At 38.4% G+C, this 15,402-nt stretch carries 18 protein-coding genes and 1 riboswitch; of the genes, 7 read left to right on the forward strand and 11 right to left on the reverse strand.

Features of this window, described 5'->3' with window-relative positions:
• On the forward strand, window positions 1–656 hold a 656-nt coding region (locus U0M88_RS09960), incomplete at its 5' end, for a peptidylprolyl isomerase (protein WP_331869710.1).
• The gene (locus U0M88_RS09965; RefSeq protein WP_279069944.1) at window positions 646–1,566 is read left to right on the forward strand and encodes a hypothetical protein; all 921 of its coding nucleotides are present in this window, start codon (window positions 646–648) and stop codon (window positions 1,564–1,566) included. The genes U0M88_RS09960 and U0M88_RS09965, both read left to right, overlap by 11 nt.
• Here the strand turns inward: U0M88_RS09965 and U0M88_RS09970 are convergent.
• From U0M88_RS09970 to U0M88_RS10015, 10 genes are read right to left on the reverse strand one after another with little or no spacing between them, the layout of a single operon-like run.
• Entirely contained in the window at window positions 1,560–1,838 is a 279-nt protein-coding gene (locus U0M88_RS09970) for a DUF4176 domain-containing protein (RefSeq protein WP_022789845.1), read from the reverse strand. The two genes, U0M88_RS09965 and U0M88_RS09970, sit on opposite strands and share 7 nt — an antisense overlap.
• A 14-nt stretch (window positions 1,839–1,852) precedes the next feature.
• Window positions 1,853–2,671: a hypothetical protein gene (locus U0M88_RS09975; protein ID WP_272001263.1), complete on the reverse strand. Its 819-nt coding sequence runs from the start codon at window positions 2,669–2,671 to the stop codon at window positions 1,853–1,855.
• The gene (locus tag U0M88_RS09980; RefSeq protein WP_168965489.1) at window positions 2,661–2,834 is read right to left on the reverse strand and encodes a hypothetical protein; all 174 of its coding nucleotides are present in this window, start codon (window positions 2,832–2,834) and stop codon (window positions 2,661–2,663) included. The genes U0M88_RS09975 and U0M88_RS09980 overlap by 11 nt, the downstream gene beginning before the upstream one ends.
• Complete coding sequence (locus U0M88_RS09985; RefSeq protein ID WP_117446805.1) at window positions 2,831–3,121, reverse strand: WXG100 family type VII secretion target; 291 nt, start codon at window positions 3,119–3,121, stop codon at window positions 2,831–2,833. Before U0M88_RS09985 ends, U0M88_RS09980 begins: the two co-directional genes overlap by 4 nt.
• 12 nt (window positions 3,122–3,133) lie before the next feature.
• The gene (locus U0M88_RS09990) at window positions 3,134–3,427 is read right to left on the reverse strand and encodes a WXG100 family type VII secretion target (protein WP_022789849.1); all 294 of its coding nucleotides are present in this window, start codon (window positions 3,425–3,427) and stop codon (window positions 3,134–3,136) included.
• Between the two features lie 15 nt (window positions 3,428–3,442).
• Window positions 3,443–3,679, reverse strand: coding sequence for a hypothetical protein (locus U0M88_RS09995; RefSeq protein WP_195222512.1), 237 nt, complete (start codon window positions 3,677–3,679; stop codon window positions 3,443–3,445).
• Between the two features lie 4 nt (window positions 3,680–3,683).
• The gene (locus tag U0M88_RS10000) at window positions 3,684–7,112 is read right to left on the reverse strand and encodes an FHA domain-containing protein (protein ID WP_331869711.1); all 3,429 of its coding nucleotides are present in this window, start codon (window positions 7,110–7,112) and stop codon (window positions 3,684–3,686) included.
• Window positions 7,090–8,769, reverse strand: a complete 1,680-nt coding sequence (locus U0M88_RS10005) for a hypothetical protein (RefSeq protein WP_331869712.1) — start codon at window positions 8,767–8,769, stop codon at window positions 7,090–7,092. The genes U0M88_RS10000 and U0M88_RS10005 overlap by 23 nt, the downstream gene beginning before the upstream one ends.
• A 13-nt stretch (window positions 8,770–8,782) precedes the next feature.
• Window positions 8,783–10,108 (reverse strand): protein kinase domain-containing protein, encoded by a 1,326-nt coding sequence (locus U0M88_RS10010; protein WP_331869713.1) that lies wholly within the window; start codon window positions 10,106–10,108, stop codon window positions 8,783–8,785.
• 31 nt (window positions 10,109–10,139) lie between these two features.
• Complete coding sequence (locus U0M88_RS10015; protein ID WP_331869714.1) at window positions 10,140–11,132, reverse strand: FHA domain-containing protein; 993 nt, start codon at window positions 11,130–11,132, stop codon at window positions 10,140–10,142.
• A 79-nt stretch (window positions 11,133–11,211) separates the two neighbouring features.
• On the opposite strand from U0M88_RS10015, the gene U0M88_RS10020 reads away from it, so the two are divergent.
• From U0M88_RS10020 to U0M88_RS10030, 3 genes are read left to right on the forward strand one after another with little or no spacing between them, the layout of a single operon-like run.
• Complete coding sequence (locus U0M88_RS10020; protein ID WP_331869715.1) at window positions 11,212–11,766, forward strand: hypothetical protein; 555 nt, start codon at window positions 11,212–11,214, stop codon at window positions 11,764–11,766.
• Entirely contained in the window at window positions 11,763–12,503 is a 741-nt protein-coding gene (locus tag U0M88_RS10025; protein WP_331869716.1) for a TrmH family RNA methyltransferase, read from the forward strand. The genes U0M88_RS10020 and U0M88_RS10025 overlap by 4 nt, the downstream gene beginning before the upstream one ends.
• A gap of 4 nt (window positions 12,504–12,507) precedes the next feature.
• The gene (locus U0M88_RS10030; RefSeq protein WP_117446812.1) at window positions 12,508–13,350 is read left to right on the forward strand and encodes a hypothetical protein; all 843 of its coding nucleotides are present in this window, start codon (window positions 12,508–12,510) and stop codon (window positions 13,348–13,350) included.
• On the opposite strand, the gene U0M88_RS10035 is transcribed toward U0M88_RS10030, so the two are convergent.
• A complete protein-coding gene (locus U0M88_RS10035) occupies window positions 13,347–13,871 on the reverse strand; it encodes a J domain-containing protein (RefSeq protein WP_331869717.1) in 525 nt (174 codons plus the stop codon). The two genes, U0M88_RS10030 and U0M88_RS10035, sit on opposite strands and share 4 nt — an antisense overlap.
• 186 nt (window positions 13,872–14,057) lie before the next feature.
• Between U0M88_RS10035 and U0M88_RS10040 the strand changes: the two genes are divergently transcribed.
• Both U0M88_RS10040 and U0M88_RS10045 read left to right on the forward strand, forming a co-directional pair.
• On the forward strand, window positions 14,058–14,369 hold the full coding sequence (locus U0M88_RS10040) for a TfoX/Sxy family protein (RefSeq protein ID WP_331869718.1): 312 nt from the start codon (window positions 14,058–14,060) through the stop codon (window positions 14,367–14,369).
• A 98-nt stretch (window positions 14,370–14,467) separates the two neighbouring features.
• Window positions 14,468–14,583, forward strand: a riboswitch (FMN riboswitch).
• Between the two features lie 94 nt (window positions 14,584–14,677).
• Entirely contained in the window at window positions 14,678–15,292 is a 615-nt protein-coding gene (locus U0M88_RS10045) for an ECF transporter S component (RefSeq protein ID WP_331869719.1), read from the forward strand.
• Window positions 15,293–15,402: the final 110 nt, after the last annotated feature.

Genomic DNA, 15,402 nt, shown 5'->3' on the forward strand with positions numbered 1-15,402 from the left:
GTATAGATCAGCTATATGATTATTGTTTGATGACCGTAAAGGAAGCCAAGATGCAGCGCGATTACATTGAAGATCATTTCGATGAAGTGACACCGGCCCTGCAGGAGAAAAAGCCACGAACGATTTCGATCATCTCGATGCAGGTACAGGATCTGACAGCCTTAACTGAAGATGAACAAAAGAAAAAAGACAATATCGACTCAGCTTTATCCAGCGGTTCTTTTGCGGATGCGGCAACCGCTTATTCAGAAGACACAGCTACGGCTTCGGATGATGGCTTTTATGGCTATGTCGATGCAAATTCTGTCAACAGCCAATACAGCACATTGAATGCACAAGTCATTCAGGCTGCTTTAAATCTGGAAAAAGATCAGACAAGTGACTGGATCGAAGTCACAGATTCAAGCTCTGGGCTGAAATATTTATATAAGGTACATGTAGATGAAACGGATATTCAAAACATCTGGGATTCTAAAAACGAGACTGTTTCCAATAACATCTTATCGGCTTTCTTAACAGCCAACCAGGGATTAAGTGTTAAGATCGTAGAGGAAAACGCAAAAGATCTGGATATCGAATTCAAAGATGAAGATGTACAAAAAAGCATTGAAGACTATATCAACGATCAGACAGGAGGAAGCAGCAATGAAGAGTAATTTAAAAAAAGCGGCTGTATTTGCCGGCTGTTCTTTGTTGATGTTGACAGCCTGCTCCGGTGCAACGGCTCAGATCAGCAATGCCGGTGATGTACTATTCCAGGTCGGTGATGTATCGGTTACACGTGGGACAGAATATGAACTGATCAAAAAATCAAATGGTTCCACCATGGCGGTCACTTTGATTGAACAGGCAATCATGGATGAAGAAATCGGCCGTGGAGATGATATTAAAAAACAGGCAGAAGAGCAGTATGAAACAAATACATCCGGAAGCAAAGAATTTGAACAAAGCTTGATCGATGCCGGCTATAAGGATAAAGATGACTATATTGAAAAAGTCATCATCCCAACGATCCAGCAGGAAAAACTATTGGATAAGTATTTTGAAGACAATGCCAAAGCCATTAAAAAAGAATACAAGCCAAGCATCGCCAAGATTTTGATGTGTGACAATAAGGATGATGCCAATAACGCTTTACAGGCACTCAAGGATGGAACAGATGCACAAACAGTATTTGATCAATACGCCAGTGAAAGTGCCACTTACGGAAATGAAGAGATCGTAGTTTCTACCCTTTTAAAAGATTCCATTCCAACTTATGTCATCAATACTTTATATTCCGCCAAGGAAACCGGTGTCATCGATGAAGTTATGAGCGATGATAACGATTCCAGCGGTGCCTATTATGTTGCGATCCTTACAAGCAATGATTACGATGAAAACCGGGCAAAAATACAGGAAGCTCTTGTATCAAAAGCCAGCAGTGATATTGCCAAGGAATGTAATGTTTACTATATGAAAAAGCACAATTTAGAAATCCATGATCAAGATATTTTTGATGCCTTGCGCACCAGCAATCCGGAATATCTGATCAATCACCCAGAACTGGCAGAGGAAGATCAATGATCTTCCTCTAATTTTTTTATTTGTTCATCCAATATGCTTCGAAAGCGAAATTCTTCAACGCTTTGTAAACCAATATGATATAAAATATGTACATCTTCCGTATTGAATAAATAAAAATGCTGAGTATCAATACTGCCTTCCGGCCAGAGACAAGCCGCATAATCATAGATTTTTCCGGTTGTTTTTTCTCTTTGGATTCGTCCTATGATCATGAGCTTTTTTGTTCCCTGATGTAACGTAACAACCGTTCCGATAGGTAATAACTCTTTCAAACCTTTCCTCCTTTCTAGTAGCTCACCTTGATTTTAAAGCCTAACCCTGCAATAAAGCCCAACTTGCTTCCAAACTCCCATTCTTTATTTACGTGACGATAGGTTAGGTTGGCTTCGGCACTGCCTAAGGATCCCTGCGCACTTACGGTTACTTTCGCACCAAAAAGATGAAAAGCGATACTTCCCTCTCCTTGTACGGCAGCTGCTCCGATGGAAGCTTCCAAATTTTGTTCTTCTTTATTAAATATGCAGGTAGCCTGTGCATAGACACTTCCAACATCCACATTGCCTCTTGCCTGCAAGTACATATTATTCGTACCGATTTTAGCCTGTCCCTGCAAGGATAAAAGAGAAGCCTGTGCCTGCAGACTCAGTTCCAGTCTGGGATCAAATTCTTCCTCCTTCCACAATCCCAGCTCACACGATCCTTTAGCCTGAATATTTCCTAAATGTGCCTGAATACCGGCATCTAAAAGCTCATCGCGATAAACAGCTCCGGCCTCTTTAAAGCTGTATTCGGCTCCTATCGATAGATGCGTATTTTTTTCTTTCTTGGTCAGCTGTGCTAACGCATTCCAATCCTCCTGGTGATAGAAGCGAAATGTTCCATCCTTTAAGTAAGAAAAGCTCTGTCCACTTTTATACATTAAATGATTCTCGGTATTCTCATAGGCGTTTGCACTTTTTCGAAAATAATCAATATAGCTATCCAGTGTATTTTGAATACGATCGTGCTCCTTTTTTAAAGGAAGGTTTCCCGGAAAGGATGCATATTTTCTTCTGGATGCCAAACCATTTGCGATTCTTCGATAAACAGCTGTATCAATGGGCATGCAGCTTCACTTCCATCAGCTGTCTTTGAATCTGTGCCTGCAATGCCTGCAGTCCGTTTTGAAGATGAATAGCTTCCTCTGCCTGGCAGCAGCTTGCGACCTCACTGCAGATCGTAGTGATATAGGATGATAATTCCTGATAATAGGCTACCATCTCCATCATACTTGTACGCCTTGCGACAGCATTTGTTCATTTTCCTGATACGCCTGTGCTGTCTGTTGCAGATATTGGGCATACTGATCCAGGGATTGCACATAGGAGCGAAATACCGGATCTAAGGAATGAAACTGCTCCATCAGCTTGTTAGAGGTGGGTGACTGCCATATAGACTCTAATTGTTGAACTTTGTTTTTGATTTCCTCAAAGATTTGTTGCACCTGCGTGTTCATTCCTTTTAATTGTGCGGAATATTGAAAAACCTCCTGTGAAGATATTTGAATATTTGCCATAGTTTCCTCCTTTTACACTAAATTTCTGGCTCTTGCGATACGCTCCTGTTGAAGCTTTTGATATTCATTGGCGCAATACAACAAAAAATGCGCATAAGTTTCAATGATGGCGACAATCTTCTGCAGCTGTGGTCGAAACTGTTCCAGCTGCGCAATAAACGCCTGATGATCCTGCCCCTGCCATACACTTTGCATCTGTTGCATACGAGCATAGATCTGATTGATTACTTGTTGATAATCATTTGATTTTTGTTCCAGATAATGGGCACCCTGTGCCAGTTCCTGATAATTAACTGTTATTTGCATAAATACTCCTCCTGTTTAAAATAAGATAAAATGATCGCCGGAGATCACGGCATTTTCTCTAAATGTTTTTCCGGAATTTAAAATACGTCCTGATTCGGTATGATAGAAAAAATGAGCAAATGTCGCTTTTTCCAAAGGCCACGACTTTTCTATATCTTGAATAAAGTCCTCAATGACATACGTATCACGAATCCAGACATGATGAAATTTTGATTGTGTAAAAATCTTGATATGAATGAATATATCCTGCATACTGTTATCGATTAAATGAATACACCTCCTGTTCTGTCCAATACACGCCATAGGATGAATGATCTTGTGGCAACGAACGTTTTAGAACATACAAATAATCTTGTATTCCCTGCCCGATCCAGCACACATCTAGATCATAGATCTTCGAAAGATATTCCGGTGTTTGAAACTGATCCGCATTGTAAATGGCATGTAAAACATAAATATCTGCTTCCTCTAAAAAGTCTTCTCTGACATGCAAAGCTTTTTGTGTTTGCCATCTTTCCAGCATATCGGCAATCGTTTGGGCCATTGATCGTTGTACATAACAAATCAATAAAGGATGCTTTTGCTTCCAGAAAACTTCCTGATGAGATTTTGAATTCCACCCCAAACGCAAGACATGATTTTGATGATGAAGTATATAAGCCTTTTCCTTTCGTTTCGGTTTTAGTACTCCTTCCCTTTTTTGAAATAAGATTGGATATAAGCTCTGCTTTCTAAAGATATATCCTTTATGTGAGCGCATGCTCAGATCTGCTCGAATAAAACATCCAAAGAATTCTCGCAAGTCTTCGATATCACTAAAGTCGTAACAAATGCGGTTCGACTGAATCAAAAACCATTCTTTGAATCGTCTATCCCATGTTCTTAGAAATAGAAATAAAATAACGTTATCATTTTTAAGCACATCCAAATCTTTCTGTTTCAGGTTTGTGTAATCTACCAACCACACACATGGTTTTCGTATCGATTTTATTCTTACGAATTCTTTTTCAGATAAGCAGGCATCTAAGCCATCTTCTTCGATTTCCAGGCCATAGACCGGCAAGGTCGTCCAACCGACAATACTTTCAATCAGTTCTTTTCTTTTTTGATAGGAAGTACAATAGATACACGAACATTGTCCCCGTTGAGGCGTCCAATCCCTGACTTGTTGTATAGACGGCTCATCGATCAATGCCAATTGTTGCGATTTGAAAACACTTTGATCAAACGGATGTATGATCCATTCCTTTGCACTTTCATCTTTGTTTATTTGTTGCGATAAAAAATGAAACAAAGTTGTCTTTTCCTGGTGATAGCTTTGCACGATCTTTCCATTCTCATCAACTTCACAATATCCATTGGGATGTAAATAGATTTCTTTTTGCAGATACCATGCTCTACCCATACGTTGATAAGCCTGTTGATCTTGAAGAATAAAGTCTCCCGGTCGTTTTAAGGCATAGGCATGATCGGAGTGCAAAACTTCATAAGAATCGGCAGTTGTTGCGACACTCATACAGATCTTAAAGTCCATATTGGCCCAAATTTGATCATCCATTACACCTAATGGCTTTTGTGTAGAAAGAATACAATGCACACCCAAAGATCTTCCGATACGGGCGATTTCTTTGATTTTCATCAAGAAATCCGGAAAGCTTTGTTTGAGCTGTGCCAATTCATCGACAATCAAAAATACATGCGCCAAAGGATCTTTGATGTCATAAGCGTTATAGGAATCGATATGTGCTGTTTGATCTGGATGTTCCTGGCTAAATTGCTGAAGAATCTTTTGTCTTTTTTCCAAAAAAGCCTGAAGGCTTTGATCAAAGCGTTCCATTTGATCCTTTTCAAGATTAGTCAGCATACCCTGACAATGAGGAAAGTGCATAAAGTATTGCCCAAAGGCTCCACCTTTAAAATCAATCAGAATATATTGAAATAATTTAGGGGAATTCTGTATGACCAACTGTAAAAGAATATTTCGTAACATTTCACTTTTTCCACTGCCGGTTTTACCAGCCAGAAATCCATGTGGTCCTTGTTTAGATTCCTGCAAATCTAAGTACAGGAATGTTCCTTTTTCTTCAAAACCCAGACATACTTTTAAGTTCACACGATTTTGACGACACGAATCTAAAGAGAAATGCCAGATATCCTGACCAAAAAGAGCTTTACATTCCTGATCTTGATCCCATCGTTTTTCCTGATGAAGAAACATGAGCTTTCTAAACAGATCACCAGGCTGGCAAAAATCAGCCATTTGCAGCATAGGGCCTGCCGCATCAAAACAAATGCAGGTTTCTTTTTCGGGAAGAGATTCCAAAGCAAACGCTTCATTGATCATAAACGTATATTCATAGCTATGATCTAAATCCTGTATGAAGCTAAGCCATTCTTCCTTCGTTTGAATCAAAAGTTTTTTTGTATCCTTAATACAAGCTTCATGATTGAAAAAAGGATGCTCTTTAGACATAGATACATCGACCCACACCCATTTTCGATGCGCTTGATAAGCAACCAGCAACCATTCCAGAAATAAAGACTCGATCCATGAAAAAGCTACTTTGGGAAGATGAATCTGTTGTCCCTGTTCTAAAAACACCGGCGTATCTTCATAGGTTTCGATAGACTGTATTAAGGTTTCTTGTTGTTGAAACAAACGGTCCTGCTCCTGCAGATAATTTGGTTTTCTAAACTGAAGTTGGATCCATTCACATTTCTGATAACCAATCCACAAGCGATAATCCCTTTTTGCCTCTCTTTGAAAGTTTAAAAGCTGCAACTGATACTGCTCGACCCATTGTAAAACAGCGTTCTGATATTCCTTTTGCATCCTTTCCATCTCGTTTTGACTGCGTTTACAATACAGCGAATATTGATCAATCAAAGCTTGGTTTTCTCTTTTCTTTTCTCGAACTGTCATCTTTCGATTCCACAAGCCAAAGGCACCAAAGGCCAATCCCATAGATACCGCATTGATCATTAGCGATACCACCGAAAAGCTTTGTTGCGGTGAACTGATCCATACAACGCCGGCACTGACCAAACCGGAAATCAATATCAACAAAGAGGAGCCCATCGATTGAAACCAGTTCCCTTTGGGAATGGGCATTAACGGCTGCGGTGACTGTAACAAAAAAGATACTTGTTGTACTGTTTTGACCGTTTGTGAAATGGCTTGAACCTTGGGAAGTTCAGGAATCTTGTCAAACACGACAATTTTCTGTTCCTGTAAAACCCCTAAAACCAAATAACCCGGTAAGTAATAGGCTTCTTTGGTTCCAAACCATATATGATCTAAAGCGTTTAATTTTTGTTTCCGGATTCTTTTACCGTTACAATACGTGCCGTTTGTACTCTGTAAATCTTCCAGGTAATCGTTGGTTATTTGAAAATGAGAGGATGAAATTGTCTCATCTTCTATAACGATCGAACAAGTTGGATCTCGTCCTATGACATTGTGCTTCTGTAACTTTTTTACTGACCAGCAACTTGGTAAACGATATAGGGCAAAGGTAATCTGGTTCCATACGATACCTTCTTCTTTCAACAACATTCGTTGTTGATTCGCAACCAAATACCATTGTCCTTTTCGCTTTTGAAAAACAACTCCTTCAACTTTTAAGCCCTCCTGCAATGTATAAATGAAAAGCTGTTCTTCCTTAAGAACCTTTAGTTTTTCCATGCTTCACTTTCCAAAACAAGCCAAAGATGCCTAAAAGTCCAGGAATCACAAACAGCCAATACCCATAAAACTTTGTCTTTTCAAGCGTAAAAGTTTGTTGGATCTCTGCGGTATTGCCACTTTTATCTTCTGCACTGGCTACAATTTTTGTTTCTTTGTCCTTTAAAGTGATCAAAACGTATTCATTGTGCAAGGCATCTTTGTGTATCTGATCCGCATCCATTTTTTTGCCATTGATCTGTATATCGGTAAAATGATCGTCTGAATACGATTCTGTATTCAATAATGTTAAACGAAGAACATCTCCTTTTTGTAAATGAGACAGTGATCCTCCATTTTCTGCCATAAAGCGCATCATAGGTTTTGTTTGATCCTGCAAACAAATTTCTTTTTTCTCCAGAATAATTTTTTGATCCTCGTTCTTTTTCCAAGTTCTCCAAATACTTCGTGAATCCAGATACGATCCAAAATAAGGATCCTTTGTCTGTACCTGGACAACTTTTTCCGGCTTTTTTGGCACAGTAGAAGCTTGTAAAAGCAAGCTTTCGATTTGGGTTTGATATTGAAATTCATACAAATACGAAGAAATATTTCCCTGCAGATCTTTTCCCTGACAAACCAACTTTAAACGATCCTGGTTTTTTAAAGACTGCCAGATCGTATTCAATTGCCCCAATTGGATTTTTTGATCATTCACATAAATATCTAATTGTTGTTCAATCGGCTCATCCCAAAAAAAGGTAAATTCTTTTTTCTCATGAAGGATATACAACTGATTGGCCATCATAGGCTGCTGGCCATGAAATAATGTCAAAACAGGCGGCTTGGCATCCAGTAATACATCGACTGGTTTAAGCGCTGTTCGACCAAAGAGATCTGTCGCCTTTAACACAACCGATACTGTCTTTTGTTGTCCTTCTGTTGCCTTTAAAATCAATCGATCATCTGCTTCTACAACCATGTGATCTACGATCACACTTTTTTCTTTGACAAACTCCGGCCAGTGGATCAAAAGCTCCTTATCTCTTGAATCGGGAATCTCTTTGACTTCTGCTTGAATTTCCGGTTCTGTCTCTGAGAAATGAAAAGTAAACGCATCCTGATCATTGATCTTTAAAACACGATTTGGATTTTGACGATCATATAAGTACACCTTGAACGCTCCATTCTGCAGCTTATACGAGATCTCCTTTTGATGCTGACAGGTGATTTCATCAATTACCTGCTCCTCTTTTTGTACCAGCATATAAATTTCATCGACAATTGGTGCATCAAAAGTAACCTGCAAGCACCATTGCCCTTTTGTTGTCGAAACAAATTGTGCATGGGCATAAATAGACTTTGGTTCCTGAATCCAAAACTCCTTTACGATCGTTTTCTCCCTTACAATCTGCACATGATGCGCTTGTTTCGAGAAAGGAACACTTCCCTTATGTTCTTCCCACACGATCGGCACATCATGCTCATCTATAAGAACTTGTATTTTAGAATCATCGCTTATGATTTCAAATGAATCAGCTTCATCATACTCTACATGTTCTAAAACTGGTTTCTTCTGATAATAAACTTGTATCGCATCCGATGGATGCTCCCACGCATATACCGTCATCGGCAAAAACAACCATACGATATTAATCCATAAAAACCATCGCTTCATACTCACATCCCTTCTAATTGAAAAGTTCAAATAGCTTCATAAATGTTTCTTCCTCCTGAAAGCTTTCTATAAAAGTCTGAGGAAGACTACTCGTCTGAATTTCTCTGGATCGCAAAAACAACAAATACTCGGCATGAATACATGCGACTTCTTTAAACAGTTCTTTATTTTCCTGTATTTCGTTGATTGTCCAACTTTCATGAATATTTTCTAAAAGCACACGTCCTTCTTTGTCTAAAATGATTTCCTTTTCCAATAAAAGCTGTTCCACGACCAAAATGTGTAATCCCTTGTTGAAGATATCCTTTTCTTCCTGGATCGCCTGTAAACTTCTAATCAATAAAGAAGCATCATAACCAGGCTCTTGTTGCGTGATCCAATGCGCCAGTTGTATTTGTAATGGCATTTTCTTTTGTATGGACTTTGGTATGCTCTCTAACAAATACGATACGATCGACTGACTTCTGGAAAAGATCGATTGTTCCAGAAAAAAGCTAGCGTTCTCTTCGTTCGATAATACCTCTTTACGCAATCGATTCTGCACGATCCATTCGGATAAAAGCTTCTGTGTCTTTTCCTGAATTCCTCCTTGTATTTGATGTTGTTGAAGCTGATAATCATGGATCAAATCTGGTGGAACACTTTGAAAAAAGAGTATGTTATAAAAGAAAACAGACAGAATAAAAAGTAATAAACACACACCTTTTCGAATATGACCCACCAGTAAGAAGTAAAATCTTGCCGATCGCATCGTCCGAAATCGCTTTTTCGCATCCTTTCTAGTGCATTTAAGACACCACAACCGATACAAGGGAAGCTTGTAAAAAGGTTTGAGCATGACTCCAAGTGCATAAATATCCGTAGAAACCTCCTTTCTTTTTTGTGTAAGCGACTCGGGTGTCTGATTCGATGGCGAAGACATATACACTTGCACAGAACCGATTGGTAAGCAGGCATTAAAATCAATGAGAAATACATGATCTTGATACACCATCACGTTTTCGAGCTTGAGATCCACATAAAGAAACCCATGAGCATGGAGGTTTTCTAAAAGGTGCATGAGTTCTAAGATCCATCGTTTTTTCAATCGAAACTGTCTTTTCTCTTCCGTCATCTTCATCCATGTTTTTCCCGGTATCCACGTTTCAATGATCATGATTTGATCTGCCTCTTCTATCACATCGATCAGATGCGGTATATAGGGATCATCCATCAAAGATAAAACATGGATTTCCGTTCGAAACTGATGAATATGAATTTTCGTTGCGTTTGAAAGAAACAACGTTTTGGTGAAATAGCGTTTGCCTGTCCATTGGTCTTCTACCAAAGCACAGGTCATACAGAAAGAGGAGGATAAAGTCCTTACGATCTTATATCTTTCCATCTTCATCTTGTCTAAAAATAAAATCTACGCTTCCCAATGTAAGCTTCATTCCGTCATGCAGACGCATCTTGCGAACCACTTGTTTATCATTGAGAAAGGTCTTGTTTAAGCTTTTTAGATCTTTGATGTAGTAACGTTCATTTTCGCAAAGTATCAGGGCATGTTTTAAGGAAATTGATTCGTCGGGTAATCGTATGTCGCAGGATACTAAACGTCCAATCAGTACACTTTCTGTTTGAAGATCGTATTTTCTTCCCGTCTCTTTTTCTTCCAAATACGCTTTTGTCGTATTGACTTGACCAATCAACTGTGTCTTGTTTTCAAGAGGTAAAGTCTGTGTATCTGGTACAAAGCGCATCTTTGCATAATACAAAGTAGAGACCGGCTCCTTTAAGCGAAAGCTTTCTCTTTCTTTGAAGAATGTCCAACGCTTTAACGGATAATAATTTCGTTTCACATTCTCCAGACCGGAAATCAAATTTGGTAAGGAAAATTCTTCACTTTGACAAAATCGAATCATAAATCCTAAGATTTCATAAGCCGTTGTTGTTTTAAAGTGCTCTATCAAATACTGGACCCATGATACGACCTGCGTTTTTTGAAACATCCATTCATCCAGAACTAAAGGAACGACAAGAAAATAGAAGGTATCTCCATAAGGGGAAACAAACACAAAAGAAGGATCGAATAAGACAGGTTTGTTGCGATTGACACTGATCGCACATTCGAATAACTTCTTTAAAAAGAAATATCCCTCTTTTTTCTCAAAAGTCACTTGTTCCAGAAAATCTTTTAAGTTGATCAAATTTTCTACCGAATACGCAATCACACCTTTTTGTCGATCATCCAAAACACAGCGAAGACAATAATCATCACCAGCCATTTTTTCAAAGACTGTCAAATCCATTTTAGAAGGGTCTTTTAAGGCAACCTTTAAAATGGAAGAGTCCTGAGATAAAACTTGAATCCATTGGTTCATAAAACCTCCTTTTTTGAAAACCTCACTATTAGATACGATAAATTTTGATAAAACTATTAAAAAAAGTTAAAATTTTTTTATGAAATTTAAAAAATACCTGTTTTTTATCCATATTTGGGTTCTAAATCCTATTTTGAGCATCCTTCCCTGGTTTTGGATCGATGTCTTTTATGACAATCAAAGTCATATTGGAAATGCGATGCATCATCCACTCTATCTTTTTTTATGGGCGATCAGCAGTGCCTGGGGATTTTATAAACTGTCCATCTTGTATTGGCAAAAAAGAAAATTTTCCTATATATCCATCCTTCATCGGTTTCTTTGTATCGGTATGCCTGTATCCTGTCTGATTCCTTATCAGTTACAAAATGCAGGATGGTTAAATGATCTGCATATCTGGCTTGCGATTGGCTGTGTCGGTGGATTCATCGTAGAATGGCTCTATTATTTTTATAAACAAATGCTTCTAATTTCTTATGAAAAGATTCTTGTGCTGGTCTTTGTATTCTGCACCTTTTTACTGTTTGTGCCCGGTCATATCACATCAGCTGCACAAACCTCGTTTTCTCTACTTGTCAACATCACTTTATATCAGCTGGTATTTTCTGGTAATCATGATAAAATAAGTGCATGAATTTTATAGAATCTGTTCAAAACAAACGAATCAAAGAATTAACGCGCCTGCATACAAAAAAAGAACGCGATAAAACCGGCTGTTTTTTGGTTGAAGGAGAACACTTAGTCAAGGAAGCCTTTAGTGCCGGATGCCTGCAGGAAGTTTTCATCAATAAAGATACTTCATGGAAGGACTCGATTCCCAGTACGCTTTGTTCCGATGCCGTATTAAACAAGCTTTCCGTTCAAAACTCACAGGCAAAGATCATTGGTTTGTGTCGTAAAAAAGAATGGGATGAAAAAGAAGAAAAGCAGATTCTTCTTTTAGATTCTGTTCAGGACCCGGGAAATATAGGGACATTATTGCGCACAGCCTGTGCGTTTGGTATCGATCAGGTTTATTGTTCTATGATGTGTGCCGATATTTATAACCCCAAAACGATTCAGGCATCGCAGGGCGCAATTTTTCACATTCCGGTGTGCTATACCGATCTAAAGTCTTTGATCCATAAAAAACAGGCAGAGGGACTTACGATCTATGGAACCAGCCTGCACGAAAGATCGCTACCCTTATCGAAAGTGGAAAAGAAGACTTCGTATGGGATCGTTTTAGGAAACGAAGGCAATGGAGTACATCGTGAATTGATTGATGCCTGTGACGTGATTGTGAAAATCGAGATGCATGCCTTTGAAAGCTTGAATGTTGCGATTGCCGGTGGCATCTTGATGTACGAGTTTGACAGAAACGAAGGATAAGAAAATGAATCGTTTGAAACATTATATGATCAGTCTAAAAAAGGCTCTGGAACTGGAAGTTAGAGAACATCGCTCTTCCCTTGTGGTTTATTTGATTTTGCGTACCTTAGTCATTCTGGTCTTAGTTCGCCAGATCATGATGCAGAATTACGAAAATATCTTTGTATGCCTTTTAACTCTTTTATTACTTCTGGTGCCCAGCTTTGTACAGCTTACCTTTAAAGTAGAGCTTCCTATATTTCTGGAAATTTTGATCCTTGTCTTTATCTATGCTGCAGAGATATTGGGTGAGATCGATAATTATTATTTCTCGATTCCTTATTGGGATACCATACTTCATACCATTAACGGCTTTGTTTGTGCTGCCGTCGGTTTCTCTATGGTCAGCTTATTAAACAAAAGTGAAAAAATTCAATTTTTTGTTTCTCCTCTCTTTCTTGCGATCGTCTCTTTTACCTTCTCCATGACGATCGGGGTGCTGTGGGAGTTCTTTGAATTTTCAATGGATCAGCTTTTTGCGATGGATACCCAAAAAGATACTTTGATCACTTCTATTCATTCAGCCGGTGTAGATGAAATTCTTCCTCCGTTTGAGGAAAATGATATTCATGAAGTCACCGTGAACGGCGAAGTTATTTCCGATCAGGGCTATATTGATATCGGTCTGATTGATACGATGGAAGATTTATTTGTGAATTTTGTCGGTGCAACAACCTTCTCTTTATTCAGTTATTTTTATGCACGAAATAAAGAGCGCTTTACCTTCCTTCAAAATTTCATTCCGAAAAAGAAAGATTGCAACAAGGATTATCTTCATCAACAAATTAAAAAAGGCGTGGGAAATTAAGCTCTCACGCCTTCATCTGTATTCCATCCTCTTTGTTCCTCCTGAATTCTTTCGCTATTGTCATAACGCGAACCATAGTAGTTCGATGCAAAATACATTCGGGAACAATACGTCAAAAGATTCATGATCAGTATCAATAAAATAAAATTTCTAAGGAAGGAGCCATTGCTTCTTTGTGTTCTCTGAAACTGTGTACCCCCAAAGCCAAATGGCCCATAAAAGAAGAAATTCGAATTAAAGTCCGAATTCTGCTGCGACTGCTGGTTATAGAAATAGGAAAAAGGATCCTGATACATGTTTCCATACGGATTGGATTGTTGTTGATAGGCCGTATTTCTATATTTTTCCGGATTGGTGATCTGATCATAAGCCGCATTGACTTCCTGCATCTTCTTTGCACATTCTTCATCGCCCGGATGCAGATCCGGATGGTATTTTTTTGCCAATTTACGATACGCTGATTTGATCTCATCCGGAGAGGCACTTCTGGATACGCCTAATACTTCATAAGGATCTCTCATAGTTCGGTAAACATCCTCCATCCTATATATACCCTGCTATTCTAACATTTTTGTCAAAAAAATCATTCAAAATTTGCATTTTCACATATTTTCATATAATTCTAACGCCTTCCATGTTATAGTGCGAATAGATCACCTTTAGTTTACAATTATAAAAGGTTTGACAAACAAGAACAGGAGAATAATATGCCATCATCCAAAAACTATTTGGAATATATCCTACAACAATTATCGAAACTTGATGAAATTACCTATCGAGCTATGATGAACGAATACATTCTTTACTATCAAGGCAAAATCATTGGTGGTATTTATGATGATCGCTTACTGGTTAAGCCTGTACCATCTGCCATAAAATATATGCCAAATGCACGATACGAATCCCCATACAAAGGCGCTAAAAAGATGTTGTTAGTAGATGAAGTCGCTAATAAAGAATTTTTGATCGGCTTGTTTCAAGTCATGGTAGATGAATGCCCAATGCCAAAGAAAAGATAACACACTGATTCTTTATTTTTCTTGAAATTCATTAATTTGGTAAATAATTCACAAAGCAGTTGACAAAGAAACAGAGAAAGAATACGATAGGGATGTACAAAAAACTTCAGGGTCGGGTGAAATTCCCAATCGGCGGTACACTCCGCGAGCCTTCGGGCACGAACCGGTGCAATTCCGGTAGCGACAGTTAAAGTCTGGATGGAAGAAGATTTTTTGAAATCCTTTTTTATCGTATATCCTGAGAGGTTTTTGTGACAAACCTCTTTTTCTTTTGAGGAAAGAGGTGCTGATGATAAGGAGGAATATATATGTCAGCACAATCATTTGTCAGTTCGAAAACATCTCGTGTACAGTGGATTGCCAAGGTATCTATTTTGGCCGCCATTGCCTTCGTCTTGATGTTGTTCGAAATTCCATTGCCTTTCTTTCCACCTTTTTATAAGTTAGGCTTTGATGAAGTGGCCGTAATGATCAGCGGCTTTGCTTTAGGGCCTCTTGCCGGAGCTACGGTAGAAACCTTAAAAATTATTTTAAATCTTGTGTTTCAGGGAACCGATACAGCATTTGTCGGGGAGATTTCCAATCTTTTAATTGGTTTATCTTTGGTTTTACCAAGTGCCATTTATTATAAAAAACATAAGACGATGAAAGGAGCATTTATAGCAATGCTCATCGGTGTCATTTCCATGGGTATAATTGGATGTTTTGCCAATTATTTTATCGCACTACCAGCTTATTCTTATTTCTATGGTATGCCAATGGATGTGATCGTAAGCCTGGGAAGCTCTATTCTGCCTTTAGTAAAAGATACCTTCACCTTTGTAGTGTTAATGACATTGCCGTTCAACCTTTTAAAAGGTGTAGTTGTGAGTTTGGTCGTAGGCATTTTATATAAAAGGATCTCACCTATTCTGCATCGTTAATATAGAGATCCGATGAAGTTCATGGATACGGAAAATTCGACTTCCGTATCTTTTTTTATAATCAATTCAAATAAAAACGCTATACCGACAATTTGGTGATATGGCATAAA

This window comes from Faecalicoccus sp. (assembly GCF_036552745.1).
GTDB lineage: Bacteria > Bacillota_I > Bacilli_A > Erysipelotrichales > Erysipelotrichaceae > Faecalicoccus.

Coding starts and splice junctions, on each gene's coding strand:
- U0M88_RS09965 (WP_279069944.1), top strand. CDS start 646: ATGAAGAGTAATTTAAAAAAAGCGGCTGTATTTGCCGGCTGTTCTTTG.
- U0M88_RS09975 (WP_272001263.1), bottom strand. CDS start 2,671: ATGCCCATTGATACAGCTGTTTATCGAAGAATCGCAAATGGTTTGGCA.
- U0M88_RS09980 (WP_168965489.1), bottom strand. CDS start 2,834: ATGATGGAGATGGTAGCCTATTATCAGGAATTATCATCCTATATCACT.
- U0M88_RS09985 (WP_117446805.1), bottom strand. CDS start 3,121: ATGGCAAATATTCAAATATCTTCACAGGAGGTTTTTCAATATTCCGCA.
- U0M88_RS09990 (WP_022789849.1), bottom strand. CDS start 3,427: ATGCAAATAACAGTTAATTATCAGGAACTGGCACAGGGTGCCCATTAT.
- U0M88_RS09995 (WP_195222512.1), bottom strand. CDS start 3,679: ATGCAGGATATATTCATTCATATCAAGATTTTTACACAATCAAAATTT.
- U0M88_RS10000 (WP_331869711.1), bottom strand. CDS start 7,112: ATGGAAAAACTAAAGGTTCTTAAGGAAGAACAGCTTTTCATTTATACA.
- U0M88_RS10005 (WP_331869712.1), bottom strand. CDS start 8,769: ATGAAGCGATGGTTTTTATGGATTAATATCGTATGGTTGTTTTTGCCG.
- U0M88_RS10010 (WP_331869713.1), bottom strand. CDS start 10,108: ATGACCTGTGCTTTGGTAGAAGACCAATGGACAGGCAAACGCTATTTC.
- U0M88_RS10015 (WP_331869714.1), bottom strand. CDS start 11,132: ATGAACCAATGGATTCAAGTTTTATCTCAGGACTCTTCCATTTTAAAG.
- U0M88_RS10020 (WP_331869715.1), top strand. CDS start 11,212: ATGAAATTTAAAAAATACCTGTTTTTTATCCATATTTGGGTTCTAAAT.
- U0M88_RS10025 (WP_331869716.1), top strand. CDS start 11,763: ATGAATTTTATAGAATCTGTTCAAAACAAACGAATCAAAGAATTAACG.
- U0M88_RS10030 (WP_117446812.1), top strand. CDS start 12,508: ATGAATCGTTTGAAACATTATATGATCAGTCTAAAAAAGGCTCTGGAA.
- U0M88_RS10035 (WP_331869717.1), bottom strand. CDS start 13,871: ATGAGAGATCCTTATGAAGTATTAGGCGTATCCAGAAGTGCCTCTCCG.
- U0M88_RS10040 (WP_331869718.1), top strand. CDS start 14,058: ATGCCATCATCCAAAAACTATTTGGAATATATCCTACAACAATTATCG.
- U0M88_RS10045 (WP_331869719.1), top strand. CDS start 14,678: ATGTCAGCACAATCATTTGTCAGTTCGAAAACATCTCGTGTACAGTGG.